The sequence below is a fragment of the Solirubrobacter soli DSM 22325 genome, from assembly GCF_000423665.1.
GTDB classification, from domain to species: domain Bacteria; phylum Actinomycetota; class Thermoleophilia; order Solirubrobacterales; family Solirubrobacteraceae; genus Solirubrobacter; species Solirubrobacter soli.
Genome location: NZ_AUIK01000020.1, coordinates 52,451 through 72,937, shown reverse-complemented (window position 1 = coordinate 72,937; position 20,487 = coordinate 52,451). Strand labels below are relative to the sequence as shown.

Sequence of the window (20,487 nt, the reverse complement as noted above, 5' to 3'; positions counted from 1 at the left end):
CGGACGGGGCCCTCAACCTGGTTCGCGCCTGCGCGATGCGTGTCGTTTCGTTCTATGCGGTCGATTCCGTCCACGCCGGTGAACACATTGGACGCTCTGGACGATCTGGATGTTGTCGCGATAAGAGACCAGGGTCTCGTCGCCTACTTGTCGCGACAGCTAAGAGAAGCTGCCCCTCGAGTGAATCGACGACGTCCGGCACGGGCCGGGAGATCACCTGAGCACCGGCACCTCCGCCATCACCAGCGCGGCGAGCTCGACGGTCGAGCCGGTTGCGAGCGGGACACGGACGGCGTAGCCGTTCAGGCGTCCGGCGAGTTCAGGGATGACGAGCCCGAGGGTCTTGGCGGCACCGGTGGACGTGGGGAAGAGGTTGAGCGCGGCGGCACGGGCGCGATGCATGTCCTTATGCGGCGCGTCGTGGAGGTGCTGGTCGGACGCGTAGGCGTCGATGGTGGTCATCACGCGTGGCGGATGCCGACGGTCTCGTGCAGGACCTTGGCCACAGGCGCCAGGCAGTTGGTCGTGCATGACGCGTTGGTGACGATGCGGTGGCGCTCGGGGTCATAGAGGTGGTCGTTGACGCCGAGCACGAGGTTCGCGTCGGCAGGCTCGTCGCCTTTGCGGGCGCGGAGAGGATGGCCTTCCGCGTTCTGGCCTCCAGGTGGCGCGTCGCGTCGGCGCGCGAGCGGAACTTGCCGGTCGCTTCGATCACGACGTCGACGCCGAGGTCCGTCTATGGCGGGTCGGCGGAGTCGCGCTCGGTGAGCGCGCGGACTCGACGGACGCACGGACGACGCCGCGTCCGCTGGGGCCGAAGCCGTTGATTCCTCCGAGTGGGCATGACAGTTCTTGGGTCAGCGTTGAACAGCAGGCACTCGAAGAGCGCGAGATAGTCGACCAGCGAATGTGTGCCGAGATAGCGCCCGGCCCGGCCCGGCGGTGGCCCCCTGCCGCCGCTGCGTGCGGCTACCACCTCTCTTGCGGCTCGCGGAGTTGCTCCGCGCTTCAACGTCCGGGCACGCGCAGCGTAGGCTCGCCCGGTGAGCCTCGGCGACCTCGCCCTGATCGTGGCCGCCGGTCTGGCCGGTCCGCTGCTGGCGGCCAGCCGGCGAGTGTTCGTGCCGGTCGTGGCCGGCGAGATCCTCGCCGGCGTGATCCTCGGCCGCAGCGGCCTGAATGTCATCCAGGCCGACGACGCGACGGTGTCGTTTCTGGCGCAGGCCGGGTTCGCCATGCTGATGCTGACCGTGGGGATGCACATTCCGCTGCGCGATCGGCGGCTGCGGCGCGCCCTCGGGCGGGGCGCGCTGGCGGCGGGCGTGGCAGCGATCGCCGCCTCCGTCGGTGCATTGGTCGCGGGCGAGCTGACCGGGACCGGCCATGCCGCGGTGTACGGCGTGGTCCTGGCCTCGGGCTCGGCGGCGATCGTGCTGCCCACGTTGCAGGAACGAAGGCTCGACGGCCCGGAGGCGCTGGTCGTCATCGCCCAGGTCACCGTCGCCGACGTGACCGCGATCCTCGCCGTTCCTCTGGTGTTGCAGCCGAGCCGGGTCGTCAATATTGCATTCGGCGGCCTGCTCATCGCCGCGTGTGCGCTGATCGTCTTCTATGTCGCCCGCTCGCTCCGCCCGCGGCCGTGGGTCCACCGTCTGCGCAAGCGCTCAAAGCGCCGCGGCTGGGCGCTGGATCTGCGGCTCGCACTGGCGGTGCTCTTCGGCCTGGCGTGGATTGCCGAGGAGAGCGGCGCCAGCGTCCTCCTCGGTGGGTTCGCCATGGGCCTCGTCGTGGCCGGGATCGGAGGACCGAAGCGCCTGTCGGGTCAGGTCCGCGGCGTCGCGGAAGGCTTCTTCGTCCCGCTGTTCTTCGTCGTGCTCGGCGCACGGCTGGATGTAAGTGCGCTGGTCGACCACCCCCATCTGCTGATCGTGACGGGCGTGTTGATCGTGCTCAATCTCGCCGTTCACGCCATCGCTGCGGTGGCCACGCGACAGCCGCCCGCGGCGGCCCTCGTCGCGACGGCCCAGCTCGGCGTGCCCGCGGCGGTGGTCCAGATCGGCCTCCAAGAACACGTCATCACTCCGGGCCTGGGCGCCGCGTTGACGCTCGCGGCACTGACGACGCTCGGCTTCTGCGCGCTCGGAACGGACCTGCTCAGCCGTCGCACGAAGCCATCGGCGAGTGCGCCGCGGCCAGCGCTCGAAGCGGGCTGACGGGAGGTGTACGGTCGACTCGGCGTGCGCGCTTCTACGCGGCATCCCGCGGTGCATCTCAGCCACCGTTCCAACTGGCTGCGCGCGGCGGTGCTCGGCGCGAACGACGGCATCGTCTCGACGGCGTGCCTCGTGCTCGGCGTCGCGGCGTCCGGCGCATCGGGTGCCGCGATCGTCACCGCCGGGGTGGCCGGACTGGCCGCGGGGGCGCTGTCGATGGCCGCGGGCGAGTACGTCTCGGTCAGCTCACAACGCGACGCCGAGCGCGCCGATATCCGGCTCGAGCAACGCGAGCTGCTCAGCGATCCCAAGGGCGAGCTGATCGAGCTCGCCAGGATCTACGAACGGCGAGGTCTTACGCCGGAGCTGGCGAGCCACGTGGCGGAGGCACTCTCGCGCAAGGGGGCACTCGAGGCGCACGCGCGCGACGAGCTCGGTCTGGACGAGCGGCGACTGGCTCGTCCGTTCCAGGCGGCGTGGACGTCCGCGCTGTCCTTCACGGCTGGCGCGGCCTTGCCGTTGGTGGCAGTCGCCGCGCTTCCGAAGCCGTTGCGGATCGGCGGCACGGTGGCGATAACGCTGATCGCGCTTGGATGGCTCGGGGATCTTGGCGCGCGGCTCGGAGGGGCTCCGAAGCGTCGCGCTTCGATCCGGATCGTCATCTGGGGTTCGGTCGCCATGGCGATCACCGCGGGCGTTGGCGTGCTGGTCGGCACGGTCGCCTGACGCACGGCCTTCGCACGCTCGCGGTGTACGCGCTGTCCTCGCTTCGCCTCAACCCACGGCGAGCGAATGCAGTCCCCGGCTCCAACCCTTGGCCGGCATGGGCGCGTCGACGCCGCCACCCGACAGGAGCCGCACGACCGACCTTCTCACCCCGACCGTCCCGCTCGCGCAGCCGCTCTCGGCCGAGGAACTGTCCGTGCTGGACGGCTACTGGCGCGCGGCGAACTACCTCTCGGTCGGAGCAGATCTACCTGCTTGCCAACCCCTGCTGCGCGAGCCGCTCACGATGGAGAACGTCAAGCCGCGGCTGCTCGGGCACTGGGGCACGACACCGGGCTGAACTTCGTGTACGCGCATCTGAACCGGCTGATCCGCGAACGTGACCTCGGCGTGCTGTACGTGACTGGTCCCGGCCACGGCTGACATGGCCTCGTCGCGAACACCTACCTCGACGGGACCTACAGCGAAGTGCTGCTCATCGGCGACGGGGAGGCCGAAACCGGCCCGCTCGCCGCGAGCTGGCACGCGGACAAGTTCCTCAACGCCGCACGCGACGGCGCGGTGTTGCCGGTGCTGCACCTCATCGGCCACAAGATCGCCAACCCAACGGTGCCGGCGCGGATCGGAGAGCGCGAGCTGCGAGCGTTGCTGTAGGGCTACGGCCATGCGCCCCGGTTCGTCGAGGACTCAGAGCCCGAGGCCATGCACCAGCTGACGGCGGCCACACTGGACGAGGTCGCCGACGACACCGCCGGGATCCGACTACGCGCACGCGCGGGAGAGACCAGGCGACCGGCATGGCCGATGATCGTCCTGCGCACGCCGAAGGGCTGGACCGGACTCAAGGTCGTCGGCCGACCACTGCCTGCGCTCGCGCGACTACGTCAACGTGATCGTGGCCTGCGCGGGGGACATCCCGACGCTCGAGACCGTCGCCGCCGCGGCGCTCCGGCGCCACCACCTCCAGAGTTGCGCGTGCGCCTGATCAACGTCGTCGACCTATGCGCCTGCAGCCCGAGAGCGAGCATCCGCACGGGCTCTCCGACAGCCGGTTCGACCAATATCGCGAGTACGACTTCGCGACGCGCCTGCTGATGAAGCGCCAAGACCATTCGACCGATGCCAGCCGGGACTATGACTTCACCGACTGGGCGGCGGTCGACGAGTTCGCGCGCGCCTGCGCGGCGCTGCCGGCCGGTGCCACCCCTGGCTGAGCACGAGCGGTCACTGCGGCACGCCGACTGAACCTTTGGGTAGCAGCCGATGTCCGTCGACGATGGCGGTAGCCAGGTCGATCAGCTTGCGGTTGGAGATCCGGGAGTGGTCGCGCAGCAGTGCGAAAGCTTCCGCCTCGCCGATCCCATGGCGCTCCATGAGGATGCCCTTGGCGCGTTCGATCAGCGCGCGCCGTCCGAATGCGCCTTCGAGGGCGTGGTACTCGGCGAAGCGGCGCAGCACGATGTCGATCGAGCTCTGCCAGTCCTCGACGTCCGCGTCGCTGATATGGGCGAAGACGCCACGCTTGGACGCCTCTTTGATGAACGCCGGATCGCGCGCGTGCAGAAGGACGATGACCGGGCAGGCAGCCTCATGCACGATCTTGTCGATCAGGTCCAGGGCGTGCTGAGAGCTCTCACCGAGGCCGACGAGCGCGACGTCGGGCCGTTCTCGCGCGGTCACCGCACCCACGTCGGCGACATCGATCTCGCGCGCGATCACTTCGTGCCCCAGGGCAGCCACGATCGGCGCGACGAGCGCAAGGCGATCCCTGCGCTCATTGGCGATCAGGACCCGCAGGTGATCGGTGTCGTGATAGCTCATGAGATGCCGCCGACACAAGTTTAAACGCACGAGGGCGGCGCTCATAGGACGTGACGGCCAGTCCGCTCGTGGCTGACCAGCGCGGCGGCCCTGCGGCTTTCCCGCAGCTGGTCAGCGCCCGATTGCGGACGCGCGGTGCGTCGTTTTCCGGTGAGATGGAGGTGAGCTTCACCAGGCAACGCAGTTTCAAGGAGACATCGGATGCGCAAGCTCCTCCAGTACGGCGGCATCGCCGCCAGCATCGTGCTCATCGCCTTCGGCATCGGCGCCATCTTCACCGGGTTCAACGGGCGTAGCCAGGTGCGCACCGATCTGGCCGCCGAGCAGATCGTCGGCACCGATGACTCGACGATCCCCGGGCAGCTGGTCGACACGGGCAGCGAGGCGCAGGCGTTCGCGGCCATCATGCGCCACCACACGCTCGAGGCCACCGCCGGCAAGACCTACTCGCAGATGGGCCAGTACCTCGACGCCAAGGGCAACCCCACCGACGACAAGGCCCTGGCGGCCGTCGACCCGCAGACCAAGAAGCCGGTCGCCAACCAGGCGCGTCAGATCTGGGTCACCGAGACCGCGCTGACGACTGCGCTCAACACCGCCTTCTTCGCCGAACGCGTGGCCACCTTCGCGATCGTCATGGGCTTTGCCCTGCTGCTCAGTGGCATCGGTTTCGCCGTCCTCACGCTCGCGGCGCTTATCCCAGCGGGTGCCCGCAAACGTGAGCGCTCAGCAACCGCCGCCGCTGTCCCCGTCGCGTAGCGGCGACCCGCTGGTTCCGTCAGCCTCCCGCCCCGGCCTGACCCGCCGGGGCATTACAGCGGGATCATCACCCCGGGACGCTCGGCGCGTGGCCCCCGGCAGCATCGTGCACGTCCCGAACCGGTTCGGGGGTCACGCGGGGGGCCGGTCGGCTCCGTGGGGTGCTCGGTCGGCATGTCAGCGACTTCCCCCGCGACTGCGCCTTGCTGGGCGGTGCGCGGTGGTAGTCTCCACCTTGCTCGGCTTTCATCCCTCGGCGGAGCGATGGTTCCGGCTCCAACCCTTGGCCGGCGTAGCGCATGACCGAACGACGGTCGGCGCACAACGCAAGCGCCAGGAGCCCGAATGTCCGTCACCGCACCGCAGCGTGTGAGCAGTCCGGAGCCGCCGGAACCCGAAGCCGCGCACCTGCAGGCCGGACTCCAGCAGCGGCATCTGACGATGATCGCCCTCGGCGGCGTGATCGGCGCCGGTCTCTTCGTCGGATCGGGCGCGGTGATCAGCGTCACCGGGCCGGCCGCGATCCTCTCGTACGTACTCGCCGGCGTCCTCGTGGTGCTGGTGATGCGAATGCTCGGCGAGATGGCCACCGCTCATCCGACGTTGGGCTCGTTCACGGAACTGATCCGTCGCTCTCTCGGTGACGGGGCGGGCTTCACGAGCGGATGGCTGTATTGGTACTTCTGGGTGATCGTCGTCGGCTTCGAGGCGGTGGCGGGAGCGAGCATCCTGCAGCGCTGGATCGACGGCCCGCTGTGGCTGATGGCGCTGGTCCTGACGATCCTGATGACCGCCACGAACATGTGGTCGGTCCGCGCCTACGGGGAGTTCGAGTTCTGGTTCGCCTCGATCAAGGTCGTCACGATCATCGTGTTCCTGGTCATCGGTGCGGCCTACGTGCTCGGACTATGGCCCGACAAGGGCCCGAGCTTCAGCAACCTGACCGCGCACGACGGCTTCATCCCCAAAGGGGCGGTGGCGATCTTCAGCGGGATCGTGGTGGTGATCTTCTCGATGGTCGGGGCGGAGATCGTGACGATCGCCGCCGCGGAGGCAAAGAACCCGGAGAAGGCGATCGCCAAGGCGACCAACGCTGTGGTCTCCCGCATCCTGCTCTTCTTCGTCGGCTCGATCGTCCTGCTGGTCACGATCCTGCCATGGAACGACGCGAAGCTCGGCGACTCGCCCTACGTCGCCGCGTTCGACGTGATGGGGATTCCGGGCGCCGCCGACATCATGAACGCGGTCGTCCTGACGGCCGTGCTGTCGTGTCTGAACTCCGGGATCTACACCGCTTCCCGCGTGCTGCTCTCGCTCAGCCGCAACGGTGACGCGCCGCACTCGCTGCTCGCGGTCAATGCGCGTGGCGTGCCGGTCAAAGCGATCCTTTCGTGCACGGGCGTGGCCTACGTCGGGATCGCGCTGGCCTACATCTCGCCGGACACGGTGTTCCTGTTCCTCCTGAACTCGTCCGGGGCGATCGTGCTGTTCGTCTACTTCCTCATCTGCGCTGCACAGCTTCGGATGCGGCGGCAACTCGAACGCGAGAGCCCGGGGTTGATCCGCGTGCGGATGTGGTTGTTTCCGGTTCTCACCTACCTCGCGATGGTCGCCATCGTGGTGGTTGTCGGGTCGATGTGGTTCATCGAGGGCAGCCGCTCGCAGTTGGTGCTGAGCCTCATCTCACTGGCGGTCGTGAGCGGGGCGTACCTGCTCCGGCGGCGGCGCGGCGTACCCGCCCTGGCGACCTGATGGACCCCTGCTTGCGCTCGGCCGTCGAGCTCCGTTCGGCGCTGGCGGTTGGAGAGGTCTCGGCGGTCGAGGTGCTCGAGGCGGTGTTGGGCCGCGCCGACCGTCTCGCTGGGCCCATCAACCCGTTCGCGGTGCGGTTGGACGAGCGCGCCAGGAGCGCGGCCTTGGCGGCGGATTCGGACCTGACGCTTGGGCGCGGCGGGCCGCTGTGCGGGGTGCCGGTCACGATCAAGGACTCGCACTACCTGGCCGGCGTGAGCGCGGCGTCCGGGTCGCGCGCGCTCGAGGCCTTCGTCCCGGCTGAGAGCTCGGTGGCCGTCGAGCGGCTCGAAGCGGCTGGAGCGGTCATCTTCGCCAAGACGACGACGCCGGAGTTCTGCTACTTCGGGACTACGGACTCGCCGGTGAACGGACGCACCAGCAACCCGTGGGACCTCGGCCGTACGCCCGGCGGGTCCTCCGGCGGAGCGGGCGCCGCGGTCGCGGCCGGCCTCGGCCCGCTCGCGCTCGGCGGCGACGGGGGCGGCTCGATTCGCATCCCGGCGGCCTTCTGCGGCCTCGTCGGGTTCAAGCCGACGTTCGGGCTCGTCCCTCGCGAGCCGTGCGCGGTGGCCTGGAAGACGCTGGTCGCCTATGGCCCGATGGCGCGCTCGGTGGCCGACGCACGGCTCATGCTCCGGGCGCTCGCCGGATGGCATCCTCGCGACCGGCACAGCCTCGACGTCGACGCTCTCGACACCCCCGTCGCTGACCCGCGCGGACTGCGAGTCGTGGCATCAGAGGACCTCGGGTTCGCGCCGCTCGACGACGACGTGCGAGCAGCCTTCCGGACCGTCATTGCGCTGCTCGAGGACGCCGGCGCACAGATCATCGACGACACGACCGGTCTGGGGTCGTCAGTCATGACGTGGTCCACGATCGCGACGGCCGAGGCCAGACATGCCGAGGCCTCCTCGTTCGAGCATCATCATGCCCTGCTCGGTGAGGCAGCCGCCGAGTTCATGGCGCACGGCGGCCGTGTGACGCGCGAGCAGTACGTGAGCGCGCAGATGGCGAGGGAACCGATCCATCGCGCCTACGTCGATCTCTTCGACCGATCGGGCGCGTCCGTCTTGCTCACACCTACCCTCGGCATCGAGGCCTTCGCGCACGGGTCGGCGCACCCGCGGCGGATCGGCGGGCTCCCGGTCGAAGCCCCGTGGCTGGACTGGTGCGGGCTCCTCTATGACGCCAATCTGGCCGGCTTGCCGGCCTGCGCGGTGCCCGTCGGGTTCGGCGACGACGGGCTGCCCGTCTCGGTGCAGGTACTCGGTCCGCGCGGGAGCGACGGCGCCGTGCTCGCCGCGGCCGAGGCGATCGAGCGACTCGTCGATTTCAGCGCCCGTCCAACCGAATTCGAGACTTTGGAGAAGTGACCATGTTGAAGAGCGCTGTCGTGCACGCCCCTGCCGACCCGACGCTGCGTGGCATCGCCGAGATCCGGCAGTTCTTCCGGACCAACGAGACGCCGATCTACTTCATCTCTCCAACGGCGTTCAACCTGCTAGGGATCGACCGGTGGGTGCGCAATTTCTTCTACGTCACCTTCTTTGACTCGTTCGAGGGCGGGCATCCGCGCGTCGTCGTGCCCACCGATCGCACGCATCGCGAGTTCACGTCGATCGAGGACGTCTGCAACCACCTGCTGCGCGACCCCGAGATCCTCGCGTGGATGGCAGCGCGAGGGCCTGGCGGAAAAGCTGCGTTCGTCATGTTCGACGGTGAGACCGAGGCGCTGGCCGCCAAGGCCGGCCTGCAGGTCATCCATCCCCCGGCCGAGTTGCGCTCCCGGCTGGACTCAAAGCTGGTGACGACCCGGCTGGCCGAGGAGGCGGGCCTGCCGAGCGTGCCCAACACGATGGCCTGGGCGTCGACCTACCAGGAGCTGCAGACGCTCGCCGACGCGGCATCGCTGGGTGACGATCTCGTCGTCCAGACGGCGTACGGCGACTCGGGGAAGACGACGTTCTTCATCCGCGGCCAGCGCGACTGGGACCGCCATGCCGAGAAGCTCGTCGGCGGCGAGCTGAAGATCATGAAGCGGATCAACAACTTCGAGGTGTGCCTGGAAGCGTGCTTGACCCGCTGCGGCACCGTCGTCGGGCCATTCATGACCAGCATGATCGGCTGTCCCGAACTGACGCCGTACCAGGGCGGATGGTGCGGGAACGACATCTATCACGACGCGCTGCCGAAGGTGCATCGCGCGCGAGCCCGCGACCTCACCGAGAAGCTCGGCAATCGGCTCTCGCAAGAGGGCTACCGGGGGTTCTTCGAGGTTGACTTCCTCGTCGACAAGGACTCGGGTGAGCTGTATCTGGGCGAGCTCAACCCGCGCCTCAGCGGCATCAGCTCGATGACCAACGTGACCGCCGGCGCCTACGCCGACATGCCGCTGTTCCTGTTCCACCTGCTCGAGTACATGGACGTCCCGTACGAGATCGACGTGGCTGACATCAACCGCCGCTGGGCGCAAAGTGCCGGTGACGACGTCTGGAGTCAGATCATCATCAAGGAGACCAACCCCGAGATCGAGCTCCTGACCGCCGCGCCGAAGACGGGGGTCTGGCGGCTCGACGAGCGGGGGAGGATCTCCTTCGGGCGCTGGGCCAACGACTGGCACAGCCTGATCGACGAGGGTGAGGCGTTCTATCTGAGCATCGCCACCCGCGGGGAGTACCGCTACAAGGGCGCCGACCTCGGCATCCTCGTCGCGCGCGGGCGGATGCAGAACGACGACGGCGAGCTGACCGAGCGGTGCCACGAGTGGATCGACGCGCTCAAGGCGCAGTTCGCCGGGACGCCGGTGGCCCCGGGCGAGCCTTCCGCGCCGGTGAGGCTGGTAGCCCTCAAGCAGCCGGGGTAGCAATATGACAAGTCGCTCTTGCTAATTTGCGAGAGATGAGTTGGCAGAAGATCGCTGAGGACGCCGCCACGCGGTACATCGCCGATGCCGCGGTGCGCGAGCTGGTCCTGGCTGAGATCCGGGGCGCCGAGCGATCTGCCGACCCGGGCCCACGCTCGAGTGACCTCGCCTTCCAGGCAGTCGGCGCGGGCGGGCTGCGAGGGCTGTTCGAGCAGCGCTGGCCCGCATATCGGCGCTGGTATGAGCAACACGGTGCGGCCCGCCCCCCGCTGGCGGAGGCGCGAGCGGCCCTTGAGCGTCATATGCCCGAGCTCGTGCCGGCGTGGTCTGCGCTGGTCGCCGCGGTCGGCGCCGACGAGCTCGGCGCGCGGATGCTGACGCTGTACGACCCGCCACCGCTGCTGAGCGGCTGCGCGCAGGCCGCGCTCGCCGGCGGCGCGGCGCTGGTCCGCAACTACGACTACGACCCACACCTGTTCGACGCCGTCGTGCTGCACACGCAGCTCGCCAATACGCGCGTGGTCGGCATGGCCGACCAGTTGTGGGGCCTGCTCGACGGCGTCAACGACCATGGGCTGGCGGTGTCCTTCACATTTGGCGGGCGCCGGTGCGCAGGTCGCGGGTTCAGCATCCCGATCGTCGTGCGCTACGTGCTGGAGACGTGCGCGACTGTCGCCGACGGCGTCGCGGCGCTGAAGCGCATCCCGGTGCAGGCTGCGTACAACGTCACGCTCCTCGACCGCCACGGCGACCACGCGACGGTCTGGCTCGCTCCCGGCGAGGCGACGCGCGTGACCGAGCACCGGGTGGCGACGAACCACCAGGGCGTCGTGGACTGGCCGGAATATGCGCGCTGGACGCGCACGGTCGAGCGCTTCGACCACCTCGAAGGGCTGCTGGACCACGATGTCGAGGCCGTGGTCGCCGGCATGCTGCAGCCTCCGCTGCGCAGCACCGACTACGAAGGTGGGTTCGGCACGCTGTACACGGCCGTCTATCGACCCGAAAGCGGCGAGGTGGAGTACCACTGGCCGGGTGCGACCTGGCGACACTCGCTCGAGGAGTTCGACGAAGGTGCGTTCGACGTCGAGCTCGAGACCGCGGCGACGCCGGCATGAGCCGCCGCCAGATCCTCGAGGACGTCGCGGCCGGCCGACTGGAGCCGATCGATGCCGTTCGTCTGCTCGACGTTCCAGTTGGTCTCCCGCGGGGCCTACGCGTGCGGTCGGCCTACCACCCGATCGAGGTCGAGGCCGACCCGGCAGTCGCCGACCTCGTCGTGGTGGACGGAACGCACCACGTCCAGCGCGAGGGCGACGTGCTCGTCGTCAGCGACACGGCGTTCGGGGGCTCGCGCTTCGGGACGTGGCACGGCGGCGGCCGGCTTGCGGTGCGCGTGAATCCGGAGCTCGACGTGGACGTCGAAGTGACCGGGGCGCTGCTCACGGTGCGCGGCATCAATGGAGCGCTGCGCGCGGTCGTGCAGGCCGGCAGCGCCGGGATCGAAGGCGTGTCGGGAGCTCTGGATCTCCGGGTCACGGCGGGCTCCGCGGTGATCGCCGGGTCACCGCGCGACGGGGACTGGCGGCTGCGCAGCGAGAGCGCCTCGATCGAACTCGTGCTCGACGCGGGCGCCGACGCGGCGATCGCGGTGACCGGCCGACATTCGCGCGTCGACGCCCTCGGCTCAGAGACGCACGCGGTGCTCGGATCGGGGAGCCGGGCGATCGACATCGAGGCCGCGTTCTCCGACGTCGTCGTCAGGACGACATGAGCCACGAGCACCGCCGCCCACCGGCCGACTGCCCGGCGTGTCGTTCGGAGCTTCTCGTCACCCGGCTCTCGTGCACCGCGTGCGGGACCGAGGTCACCGGATCGTTCATGACGTGCCCGTTCTGTGCCCAGGACGCCGCCGATCGCGCGCTACTCGAGCTCTTCCTGCTGTCACGCGGCAACCTCAAGGAGGTCGAGCGCCGGCTCGGCGTCAGCTACCCCACGGCCCGAGCCCGCGTCGACGCGATGATCGACCGGCTCGGACTGCGCTCACAGGAGCGCCGGCGCCTCGAGACCCTCGAGGCGCTCGCCCGCGGGGAGATCGACGTCGACGCGGCAATGGCCGCGATCGGCGAGGCGGAATGAGGGTCAGACCGCGACGCGAGCCGGTCATCTCTGCGAGCGCGAGCCGAGCTCGACCGGAGCGTGATCCTCGAGACGTGGGTCGTAGGCGACGATGATGGTGCGGGTCTGGGGCTCCTTGAATCAGCGGATGACAGGGTGGGGCGCGAGACGGGCCGCCAGGACGGGGTTGAGGTAGGTGTCGCCCGTGGCGGCGAGGCGGATCGCGGGAAGCAGTTCATCGTCGGCGGCTTCCTTGAGCACGTAGCCCAACGCGCCGGCACGTAGCGCTTGGCGAGCGAAGGCGGGGTCGTCCTGCATGGTCAGGACCACGATCGCTGTCGTCGGCGCGGCCGTGAGCAGGCGCGGGATCGCCTCAAGACTGGAGCCGCCGGGCATGTTGAGGTCGAGGACGAGCACGGCCGGCCGGAGCGCGTACGTGAGGCGTTCAGCGTCTGGGACCGTCTCGGCCTCGCCTACGACGTGCAGGCCCTCCTCGCCGTTGATCAACAGACGCAACCCTTCTCGGACGACGGCGTGGTCGTCGGCGACGACGATGGTGGTCATAGCCGCGCGTCCAGTGCGCATGCGAGCTCGGCCAACAGCACCGCTGTCGTGCGGGTCGTGTCGAGCCGCGCCAGGGGTGGCGCGGGAGTCAGGAAGGGGCCACGATACGTGGCGAGTTCATGCGCGACGATGGTCGCCCCGGCGTCAGAGACCGATCCGTGGCGCTCGCGAGCCTTGGAGCGTTCGAGCAACACTGCTGGGGGTGCTTCGCAGACGATCCAGGCGGCCGCTGCGGCAGCGTGTGACGCCGCAGCGAAGGCGTCGGCATCAGCGGCGCGGCGGAAGGTCGCGTCGACGACCACACCCCCGTCGCGCTGAACGGCGGCGGCCGCGCGCTGACCGAGTTCGGCGTAGACGGCCTGGCTCTCATCGTCGCTGTACGCGCTCGGGGGGGCCCGCTGGTACGGGTCGAGGCCGGCGCGCAACTTGCGGATGCGGTCCGAGGAGAGCACGCTGCGCTCGGCCGCCGCGGCCAGCGCTTCGGCAAGCGTCGACTTCCCACTGGCGGGCAGCCCGGTCACGCAGACCACCCGCGGCAGCCGGGCACGCCATGCGAAGCGCTCGGCCACGCCCAGCAATTCGTGCGCCCGAGCCGATCGATCGTCCGCCGCCGCGCCCTGCAGTTGTGCGGCACGCAGGAAGTCGACCTTGGCACGGACCAGGGCGCGCACCACGCACATGAAGGCGAGCAGTCCTTCGCTGCCCGGGTCGCCTCCTGCGGAGCGGTAGCCGCGGAGCAAGGCGCGTGCGAGGTCGTCGTCGTGGCGGGCGACGTCCATGATCAAGAAGGCGAGGTCGTAACCGACGTCGGCGACGCGCAGAGCACGGTCGAACTCGACGCCGTCGACCGCTTGGACGTCAGTGCCGAGCAGGATGTGCTCCGCCCGCAGATCGCCGTGGCCGTCGCGGACGCGGCCCGCGTGCGCACGGTCGGTGAGCTCGGGTCCGAAACCAGCGAGCGCCGCGCCGCAGAAGCGGGCCAGATCGGCGAGCCGCCCCATTGGAGCACCCACCCTGCGGAGGGTGGTGAGGGTTTCATCGAGGACCGTGGCGAGCCCGTCGGAATCGGCGTCGGCCTCGACTTCAGAGGCCGCATGGAACCTGGCGATCGTTGCCCCGACCGCGACCAAGTCGGGTTCGGTCGCACGGCCGTCCGCGAGGCGTGCCTTCAGGGTCGTCGAGTCCTCGTAGCGGTCCATGACGACCGCGTATTCGACCGCGCGCGGGTCGCGCTCGGGCGCGACGGTCAAGCCGTTGCGCCCACGCGGGACGAGCGCGACGACCTCGCGGTAGCGCCCCGGCGAGAAGCGGCGGTTGAGCTCGAGCTCGGCGTGACAGCAGGTTCGTCGCCGCTCGAGCGTGCTGTAGTCGACGAACGGGAGTTGCACCGGCTTCTTGACCTTGTAGGCCGTCGTCTCGGTGAGGAAGACCCACGAGATGTGGGTCTCGCGCAGCTCCACCGACGCCGGCTCCTGTTGGTAGGCAGCCGGATCCAAGAGCGCGTCCGGCAAGCCGATCGTGGATCCGAACGTCCGCCGCGCGCCACGGGGTTCGACTGCTGGGATGGCTCTCACGGTGTTCCGTTCCTCGGACGAGCAGAGCGTCCGATGCTGCCAACGAACGGCCGTCCTTCCATCGGGCGAAACCCTCACCGCGGCGCGTAGTTGTGCGCAGACTCTCGTGGGGTCGGTAGCCTCGCGAGTGCCATGACTGGGGCGACGGGCGGCGGCGCCCGGCAAGGACGAACTCGTGGATGAAGCGCACCTGCGGCGTCTGTTGGACGTCGGCCGGTCGCTGATCACGCAGCTGGACCCGGAGGCGGTGTTCGCGCGCCTGCTCGAGGTCGCGCGCCAACTCACGGGCGCGCGCTACGCCGCCATCGGGGTCCTTGATGAACGACGCGAGCGCCTCGAGCGTTTCCTCACGGCGGGCATCGACGACGACACGCATCGGCTCATCGGTCAGCTGCCGGGCGGCCACGGCGTGCTCGGGGTGCTGATCGACGAGCCCCAGCGCCTACGGCTCGCCGACGTCGCGGCGCATCCGCGGTCCTACGGATTTCCGCTCGCGCATCCGCCGATGACCACCTTCCTGGGCGTGCCGATCGTGGTCGAGGACCAAGCGTGGGGGAACCTCTACCTGACCGAGAAGGACGGAGGCGAGTTCACCGACGACGACGAGGAAGCCGCCGTCGTGCTCGCCGACTGGGCGGCCATCGCGATCACCAACTCGCGCCTGTTCCGAGCCGTCCGTGAACGGCGCGACGAACTGGAGCGGGCCGTGCGCGGGCTCGAGACGACGACCGAGATCACCCGTGCGCTCGGGGGCGAGACCGACCTCGAGCGAGTACTCGAGCTCGTGGTCAAGCGCTCGCGCGCGTTGGTCGGAGCGCGATCCGCGGAGATCGCGCTGCTGGATGGCGATGAGTTCGTGATCGCGGCAGTCGCCGGAGAAGGCGTCGGCGGAATCCCGGGCACGCGGATCTCGATCGGCGAGTCGCTCGCTGCCGCGGCGCTGAAATCGGGTCGGTTGCACCGGATCCCGGACATCCCGCAAGACTCGTTCGCCTACCGCGAGCTCGGGGCGCGTTCGGCGCTCGTGACGCCGATGTCGTTCCGGAGTCAGCCGGTCGGCTTCCTGATCGTCTTCGATCGCTTGCGCGGCGATCGGCCCTTCAACGAGGAGGACGAACGGCTCCTCGAGGCGTTTGCCGCCAGTGCCGCGATCGCGGTGGCCACTGCCCAACACGCGGGCGATGAGGCGTTGCGCCGGAGCATCGAAGCGTCGGAACGGGAGCGCAGCCGGTGGGCACGCGAGCTGCACGACGAGACGCTGCAGCAGCTGGCCGCGTTGCGGGTCCTGCTCTCGGGTGCCCTGAGAAGCGGTGACCACGACCGGTTGCAAACCGCAGTCGGTGACGCGATCGAGTACCTCAAGACCGGCGTCGGCGACCTGCGGTCGCTGATCACCGACCTCCGGCCCGCGGCGCTGGACGAGTTCGGGATCGAGTCCGCGCTCGAAGCGCTCGCCGAGCGTGTGAGCCGGCAGACCGATGTCGCCGTGGACCTCGAGGTCGATCTCGTCCAAGACGACGAAGCCGACTCCCGGTATTCGCCCGAGATCGAGGCCACCGTCTACAGGGTCGTGCAGGAAGCTCTGACCAACGCGGTCAAGCACGGGGAGGCGACCCGTGTGCGCATACGCGTCAGCGACCGCGACGGCACGGTCAACGTGACAGTGCGCGACGACGGCAAGGGCTTCAACCCTCAGGAAAGCTCGGCAGGCTTTGGATTGCTCGGCATACGCGAGCGGTTGGCGCTCGTTCGGGGAGCGCTGAAGATCGAATCCGCTCCGGGGGTCGGGACGACGCTGGACATCTCCATCCGCCTGCTCACCCCGCGGCCAACGCCGGACGCGGGAACAGCATCGCGAGCGGCGCCTCCAAGCCCCGCGGGACGATGATCACGGACCGCAGCGGACCGTAGCCGCGCGAGCCGGCGGTCGGCGGTCGGCGGTCACTGCGTCGAGCCGGTCGCACATGCCGCGGGCGGTCTGCTCGGCGAGGGCTCGGCGGTACACGCCTCCGGACCCGTCGCGTCGACGCCAATCGGGATGGTGCCTTTTCCCGCACTTCTGCCCGTCGACGTTGATCGCACCGTGGACTGGGTCGGGAGGGCATCGCGGCGCGGTCGGCCTACTCCGGCATCGCGGTCTGACTTCTTGACGACGTGCGAGCGCGTTTCGGAGGGTGGATCTATGCCGTACCCCAGGTCGTTGCGTGCGTTGCGGAAGACGCGACCGCCCCCAGTCGGACGCGCCGATGCAAGCGACGCTGGTCATGGCTGAGCCCGGTTCGCCCGCGTGGCGCGACCCGTTGCGCCGGGACGCGGAGCGCGTGTTGTTTGCACAGCTGACCGCTGATCGTGATCCCGCGGCGCGCGAGGCGATCGTGCGGCACTTCATGCCGCTCGCGCGGCACCTCGCGCGGCGCTACCAACACGCCGAAGATCTAGAGGATCTCGAACAGGTCGCTGCTCTCGGGCTCGTGAAGGCCGTCGATCGCTTCCAACCCGAGCGAGGACTCGCGTTCACCAGTTTTGCCTTTCCGACGATCCTGGGTGAGCTCAAGCGCCACTTGCGCGATCACGGGTGGTCGGTTCGGCCACCCCGCGGCGTGCAGGAGTTGGCAGCGCGCGTCGGTCGTCACGCCGCCGACCTACATGCCGAGCTCGGCCGCTCCGCCGCGCCCGCCGAGCTTGCCAAACTCGCCGACAGCACCGTTGAGCACGTCCTCGAAGCCCTCCAGGCCGCGACCGCCCGCCACGCTCTTTCGCTCGATCAAACGGGCTTTGGAGATGCGGAGCAAGACACTCGCAGGTTCGAAGTCGCGATCGACGAGGCCGGCTTCGCGACCGCGGAAGACGCCGCTCTTCTCGAAGTGCTGATGCGAGCCCTGCCCGAACGCGAACGGCTGGTCCTGCACCTGCGCTTCAACGAGGACCTGACCCAGTCACGGATCGGCGAGATCGTCGGGGTCTCACAGATGCACGTGTCGCGGATCGTTCGCAACTCACTCGAACAGCTGCGCGTGGCGGCGAGCGACGAACGCTCCCCGTCGTGCGCGCCTGCGGAGCGCTACTCCCCCCGGACCTGAGCTCCGGCGGCGGACTGGGCGTCAGGTCGCCATGCCGGCGGGCGCGTGGGCGCGTGTCCCCAGTGTTCCTGGCGCCACATGCTCTCGATTCCGTCCTTCGTGGTCTGTTCATTCGTGTCGAACGTGCTCCCTAACCGCTCGAGACGGTGTTCTTCGCCGGTCATCCGTGTCAGCAGCTTGCGGATCGCGAAGCGCTCACGTGCGATGTCGCTCGCAGCTGACGGGTCGGCCGTGAGCGATTGAGCGGGCGGGTCGACAGTGCCGTCGTCATCGCTGGAGCGGTCTCGTTCGATCTGCGTCACGCTTGCGGCTGGCACTTGAGGTGCGTATGCGTCGGCGAGCCTCGGAAAGCGGACCCCTGGGACTCGTCGGTCCTCGGTAGGACGACGATGCTGGGATGTGCGGCGCTGAACACGCGTGTCACGGTCGGCTTCGATCGCGCCCAGCGTCAAGCGGGTGAACCACGGGGGCCGATCCGTGGAGACCGTCCTGGCGTCGGGTCGGTGCCTCGCAACTCGGATGCCATCGCGGGTCGCGTCTCTAGGGAAGGGCTTCAAGCCGGCCATATCGCCTCGGATCGTCGGGCGAGCGGCCGGGGCTGCGCTAGGCCTGGGTCACTTGCCGTCACGGGCGCTTCGCTAGGTGCGAATTCGGAGCCGCGCTGACCACCACACTAGTCCCCGTAACGCCGCCGATCGATGAGAACTCGGCCGTGTACGTCAGTGAGCACCGCCGGCGAGGAACGCGAGGCGTAGGACGGTCTTGAGGGCATGCGTGTATTGCGCCGCAGCGAGTCGCTGGTGCAGGGCAGGCGTAGCGCTCTCAGATCTCGCGAACCCAGGTACGAGTTCGGGGAGGCGGTTGCTCGGCAGTTCGGGGAACAGGTGGTGCTCGATCTCCAAGAGGAGGCGGCCCGTCGAGATTGGACGAGCCGAGCAGCGGCCGACTTACCAGCCACCGCGGCTCCCGCCTCGAGCCGATCCTCGGCGATCTTAATGCCCGTCGATGCCCGGCCCAGTCGGAGCGATGAAATGCGAAAGCCCCGCGTTTGCGGGGCTTTCGTGATGCGCCGAAGAGGACTCGAACCTCCACCCGGTTAGCCCGGACCAGGCCCTCAACCTGGCGCGTCTACCAATTCCGCCATCGGCGCAAGAGCGGTGGCGCAGTATAGCCCGCATGAGGTGGGGGTTGAGTCCGTCCGGCGGGATGAGTACCTTGTGCGAACACACGTTCGACCCGTTGAGGAGACCGCGAAGCGCATGGACATTGGGAAGGATCTGACGAAGCGCCAGCAGGAGATCTTCGACTTCATCAAGCGCTATTCCGCGCGGCACGGATACCCGCCGACGGTGCGGGACATCGGCAAGGCCGTGGGGCTCGCGTCGTCGTCGACGGTGCATGCGCACCTGGCGAACCTTGAGAAGGTCGGCCTGCTGCGGCGGGACCCCTCGAAGCCCCGCGCGATCGAGTTGCTCGACCGGGCGACCGCTCCCGTGGTCTCCGCGGTCGAGGCCATGAAGTCGGCGGTCACGCCCACCGGTATTCCGGTGCTCGGGCGAGTCGCGGCGGGTGAGCCGCTGCTCGCCGAGGAGAACATCGAGGACTACGTGCAGATCCCGGAGATCGCCGGCGGCGACGACGGGGAGTACCTGCTGCGCGTCCGCGGCGAGTCGATGAAGAACGCAGGGATCCTGCCCGACGACTGGGTCGTGGTTCGCCGTCAGGACACGGCGGACGACGGCGAGATCGTCGTCGCACTGGTCGGGGAGGAGGCGACGGTCAAGCGCTTCTTCCGGGAAGCCGATCACGTGCGCCTGCAACCCGAGAACGAGACGATGGAGCCGATCCGCTCGCGTGAGGTGCGCGTGCTGGGGCGCGTCGTCGGAGTCCTGAGGAAGGTGGCCTAGTGTCAACCCTGATGACGGAGCGGAGACGCCCGCTCGACGATGACGACGGCCAGGAGTCGCTGTTCGGCGGCGAGGCCTTTGCGGCCGGTCCGCCGGCTCCGACTGCGTGGGAGCGCGAGCACGCCCCGCCCGGCCGCACACGCCGCGACGACCGATCCGAGGCGACTGCGCACCTGCCGCTCGACGTGGGGGCCGAGTCCCCCGAGGCGACGGCGATCGACGCCGACGCCCCTGCCCACGAGACCGATGGCGCGGCCTGGGATGAAGCGCCACGCGCCGAGACGAGCGCGTTCGAGGCCGGGGTCGTCACGCCGCTTGAGCAGCACCCGCCGTTCGACGAAGGCCAGTACCTCACGGGCTACGAGTCGGGTCCGTCGACCGCGGATCTCGCGGCGTACGACCTCGCGGTCGGCTCCGCGCCGACAGAGGTGCCGACGCACGACGCGGGCGAGGAGCTCGCGGCGCTGGAGCGGGCGACGCTCGCCCCGGACGGCGCGCGGAGGCCGCGGGCGCCACTGGCCGGGCCGACGCTCGACGACGTGATGTCGCGCGCGTGGGAGGGTCTGGTCAGGGGGATGCCCGCGGCCTGTCCGCTGTGCGACGGTGAGGTGGTGCCGACGTCGGCGGGTGTGACGCGCGGAACGTGCTCCTCGTGCGGGACGACGATCGAGTAGCTTCCGCGCGATGAGCGACTCGGCGGATCGGACGGAGCTCGCGGAGCTCGAGCAGGAGTGGATGGCCGCGATGCAGGCGCGCGACATGGACCGGCTCGAGGAGCTGGTCGCGCCCGGCTTCCGGTTCACCGCGATCCACCTGTATCCCGAGCCGATGTCGCGTCAGCAGTGGATGGACGCGGCGCGCGAGGGCTACACGATCGTGTCGTTCGCGTATGAGCACATGGACATCGACGTCTTCGGGGACACCGGTGTCATCCACGCGCGGTACTCGCAGATGGCGAGCTGGGATCAGAACAACCTGTCGAACGTGTTCCGGCTGACCGATGTGTGGTCACGCCGCGATGGGAAGTGGCAGGTCGTCGCCCGCCACTCCTCGATCCTCGGCTGACGC

At 69.3% G+C, this 20,487-nt stretch carries 21 protein-coding genes, 1 tRNA gene and 1 pseudogene; 16 read left to right on the top strand and 7 right to left on the bottom strand.

Annotated elements, in window-relative coordinates; translation table 11 throughout:
* Nucleotides 1-213: 213 nt before the first annotated feature.
* Together G569_RS65335 and G569_RS65975 are read right to left on the bottom strand one after the other, a co-directional pair.
* Nucleotides 214-462 (bottom strand): hypothetical protein, encoded by a 249-nt coding sequence (locus G569_RS65335; protein ID WP_028063889.1) that lies wholly within the window; start codon nucleotides 460-462, stop codon nucleotides 214-216.
* A complete protein-coding gene (locus tag G569_RS65975) occupies nucleotides 462-593 on the bottom strand; it encodes a hypothetical protein (protein ID WP_306765013.1) in 132 nt (43 codons plus the stop codon). The genes G569_RS65335 and G569_RS65975 overlap by 1 nt, the downstream gene beginning before the upstream one ends.
* Before the next feature lie 450 nt (nucleotides 594-1,043).
* Here G569_RS65975 and G569_RS0114165 point away from each other — a divergent pair, with 450 nt between their 5' ends.
* The 4 genes and pseudogenes from G569_RS0114165 (at nucleotide 1,044) to G569_RS62570 (ending at nucleotide 4,153) form a co-directional block, all read left to right on the top strand.
* The gene (locus G569_RS0114165) at nucleotides 1,044-2,213 is read left to right on the top strand and encodes a cation:proton antiporter (RefSeq protein WP_028063888.1); all 1,170 of its coding nucleotides are present in this window, start codon (nucleotides 1,044-1,046) and stop codon (nucleotides 2,211-2,213) included.
* A gap of 24 nt (nucleotides 2,214-2,237) precedes the next feature.
* Nucleotides 2,238-2,939 (top strand): VIT1/CCC1 transporter family protein, encoded by a 702-nt coding sequence (locus tag G569_RS0114160; RefSeq protein ID WP_306765012.1) that lies wholly within the window; start codon nucleotides 2,238-2,240, stop codon nucleotides 2,937-2,939.
* Between the two features lie 97 nt (nucleotides 2,940-3,036).
* Nucleotides 3,037-3,791, top strand: a pseudogene (locus tag G569_RS66355) (phosphoketolase family protein); the annotation flags it as partial.
* A 149-nt stretch (nucleotides 3,792-3,940) separates the two neighbouring features.
* A complete protein-coding gene (locus tag G569_RS62570; RefSeq protein ID WP_028063884.1) occupies nucleotides 3,941-4,153 on the top strand; it encodes a hypothetical protein in 213 nt (70 codons plus the stop codon).
* 10 nt (nucleotides 4,154-4,163) lie between these two features.
* Here G569_RS62570 and G569_RS57920 read toward each other — a convergent pair whose 3' ends face one another.
* Nucleotides 4,164-4,760 (bottom strand): ANTAR domain-containing response regulator, encoded by a 597-nt coding sequence (locus tag G569_RS57920; RefSeq protein WP_053226351.1) that lies wholly within the window; start codon nucleotides 4,758-4,760, stop codon nucleotides 4,164-4,166.
* Between the two features lie 201 nt (nucleotides 4,761-4,961).
* Between G569_RS57920 and G569_RS0114130 the strand changes: the two genes are divergently transcribed.
* From G569_RS0114130 to G569_RS0114100, 7 genes are all read left to right on the top strand, one after another.
* Nucleotides 4,962-5,519, top strand: coding sequence for a hypothetical protein (locus tag G569_RS0114130; RefSeq protein ID WP_028063883.1), 558 nt, complete (start codon nucleotides 4,962-4,964; stop codon nucleotides 5,517-5,519).
* A gap of 345 nt (nucleotides 5,520-5,864) precedes the next feature.
* The gene (locus tag G569_RS0114125) at nucleotides 5,865-7,271 is read left to right on the top strand and encodes an amino acid permease (RefSeq protein ID WP_053226350.1); all 1,407 of its coding nucleotides are present in this window, start codon (nucleotides 5,865-5,867) and stop codon (nucleotides 7,269-7,271) included.
* A complete protein-coding gene (locus G569_RS48335) occupies nucleotides 7,271-8,686 on the top strand; it encodes an amidase (protein ID WP_053226349.1) in 1,416 nt (471 codons plus the stop codon). The genes G569_RS0114125 and G569_RS48335 overlap by 1 nt, the downstream gene beginning before the upstream one ends.
* Before the next feature lie 2 nt (nucleotides 8,687-8,688).
* Nucleotides 8,689-10,176: a biotin carboxylase gene (locus G569_RS0114115; RefSeq protein WP_053226348.1), complete on the top strand. Its 1,488-nt coding sequence runs from the start codon at nucleotides 8,689-8,691 to the stop codon at nucleotides 10,174-10,176.
* Nucleotides 10,177-10,211: 35 nt separating this feature from the next.
* Complete coding sequence (locus G569_RS48330; protein WP_157592031.1) at nucleotides 10,212-11,294, top strand: C45 family autoproteolytic acyltransferase/hydrolase; 1,083 nt, start codon at nucleotides 10,212-10,214, stop codon at nucleotides 11,292-11,294.
* Nucleotides 11,291-11,950 carry a hypothetical protein gene (locus G569_RS0114105; protein WP_028063880.1) on the top strand — a complete coding sequence of 220 codons (660 nt, stop codon included), beginning with the start codon at nucleotides 11,291-11,293 and terminating at the stop codon, nucleotides 11,948-11,950. Before G569_RS48330 ends, G569_RS0114105 begins: the two co-directional genes overlap by 4 nt.
* Nucleotides 11,947-12,315: a DUF2089 domain-containing protein gene (locus tag G569_RS0114100; RefSeq protein ID WP_028063879.1), complete on the top strand. Its 369-nt coding sequence runs from the start codon at nucleotides 11,947-11,949 to the stop codon at nucleotides 12,313-12,315. The genes G569_RS0114105 and G569_RS0114100 overlap by 4 nt, the downstream gene beginning before the upstream one ends.
* A gap of 120 nt (nucleotides 12,316-12,435) precedes the next feature.
* Here the strand turns inward: G569_RS0114100 and G569_RS48325 are convergent, their stop codons facing one another.
* Nucleotides 12,436-12,858 carry a response regulator gene (locus G569_RS48325; protein ID WP_053226347.1) on the bottom strand — a complete coding sequence of 141 codons (423 nt, stop codon included), beginning with the start codon at nucleotides 12,856-12,858 and terminating at the stop codon, nucleotides 12,436-12,438.
* Nucleotides 12,855-14,597, bottom strand: coding sequence for a bifunctional aminoglycoside phosphotransferase/ATP-binding protein (locus tag G569_RS48320; protein WP_157592030.1), 1,743 nt, complete (start codon nucleotides 14,595-14,597; stop codon nucleotides 12,855-12,857). Before G569_RS48320 ends, G569_RS48325 begins: the two co-directional genes overlap by 4 nt.
* Nucleotides 14,598-14,607: 10 nt before the next feature.
* On the opposite strand from G569_RS48320, the gene G569_RS0114085 reads away from it, so the two are divergent.
* Both G569_RS0114085 and G569_RS48315 read left to right on the top strand, forming a co-directional pair.
* Nucleotides 14,608-16,320 carry a GAF domain-containing sensor histidine kinase gene (locus tag G569_RS0114085; protein ID WP_084284920.1) on the top strand — a complete coding sequence of 571 codons (1,713 nt, stop codon included), beginning with the start codon at nucleotides 14,608-14,610 and terminating at the stop codon, nucleotides 16,318-16,320.
* Nucleotides 16,321-16,678: 358 nt separating this feature from the next.
* Nucleotides 16,679-17,512 (top strand): sigma-70 family RNA polymerase sigma factor, encoded by an 834-nt coding sequence (locus tag G569_RS48315; protein WP_053226346.1) that lies wholly within the window; start codon nucleotides 16,679-16,681, stop codon nucleotides 17,510-17,512.
* On the opposite strand, the gene G569_RS0114075 is transcribed toward G569_RS48315, so the two are convergent.
* Together G569_RS0114075 and G569_RS0114070 are read right to left on the bottom strand one after the other, a co-directional pair.
* Entirely contained in the window at nucleotides 17,494-17,814 is a 321-nt protein-coding gene (locus G569_RS0114075) for a hypothetical protein (RefSeq protein WP_028063876.1), read from the bottom strand. The two genes, G569_RS48315 and G569_RS0114075, sit on opposite strands and share 19 nt — an antisense overlap.
* A gap of 763 nt (nucleotides 17,815-18,577) precedes the next feature.
* Nucleotides 18,578-18,662, bottom strand: a tRNA-Leu gene (locus G569_RS0114070).
* Between the two features lie 109 nt (nucleotides 18,663-18,771).
* Between G569_RS0114070 and lexA the strand changes: the two genes are divergently transcribed.
* Genes lexA through G569_RS48310 form a run of 3 tightly spaced genes read left to right on the top strand, consistent with a single transcriptional unit; the run spans nucleotide 18,772 to nucleotide 20,484 of the window.
* Nucleotides 18,772-19,419, top strand: coding sequence for a transcriptional repressor LexA (gene lexA / locus G569_RS0114065; protein WP_028063875.1), 648 nt, complete (start codon nucleotides 18,772-18,774; stop codon nucleotides 19,417-19,419).
* Between the two features lie 11 nt (nucleotides 19,420-19,430).
* Nucleotides 19,431-20,093, top strand: a complete 663-nt coding sequence (locus G569_RS0114060) for a hypothetical protein (protein ID WP_157592029.1) — start codon at nucleotides 19,431-19,433, stop codon at nucleotides 20,091-20,093.
* Between the two features lie 10 nt (nucleotides 20,094-20,103).
* Nucleotides 20,104-20,484 carry a nuclear transport factor 2 family protein gene (locus G569_RS48310; RefSeq protein WP_037496601.1) on the top strand — a complete coding sequence of 127 codons (381 nt, stop codon included), beginning with the start codon at nucleotides 20,104-20,106 and terminating at the stop codon, nucleotides 20,482-20,484.
* Nucleotides 20,485-20,487: the final 3 nt, after the last annotated feature.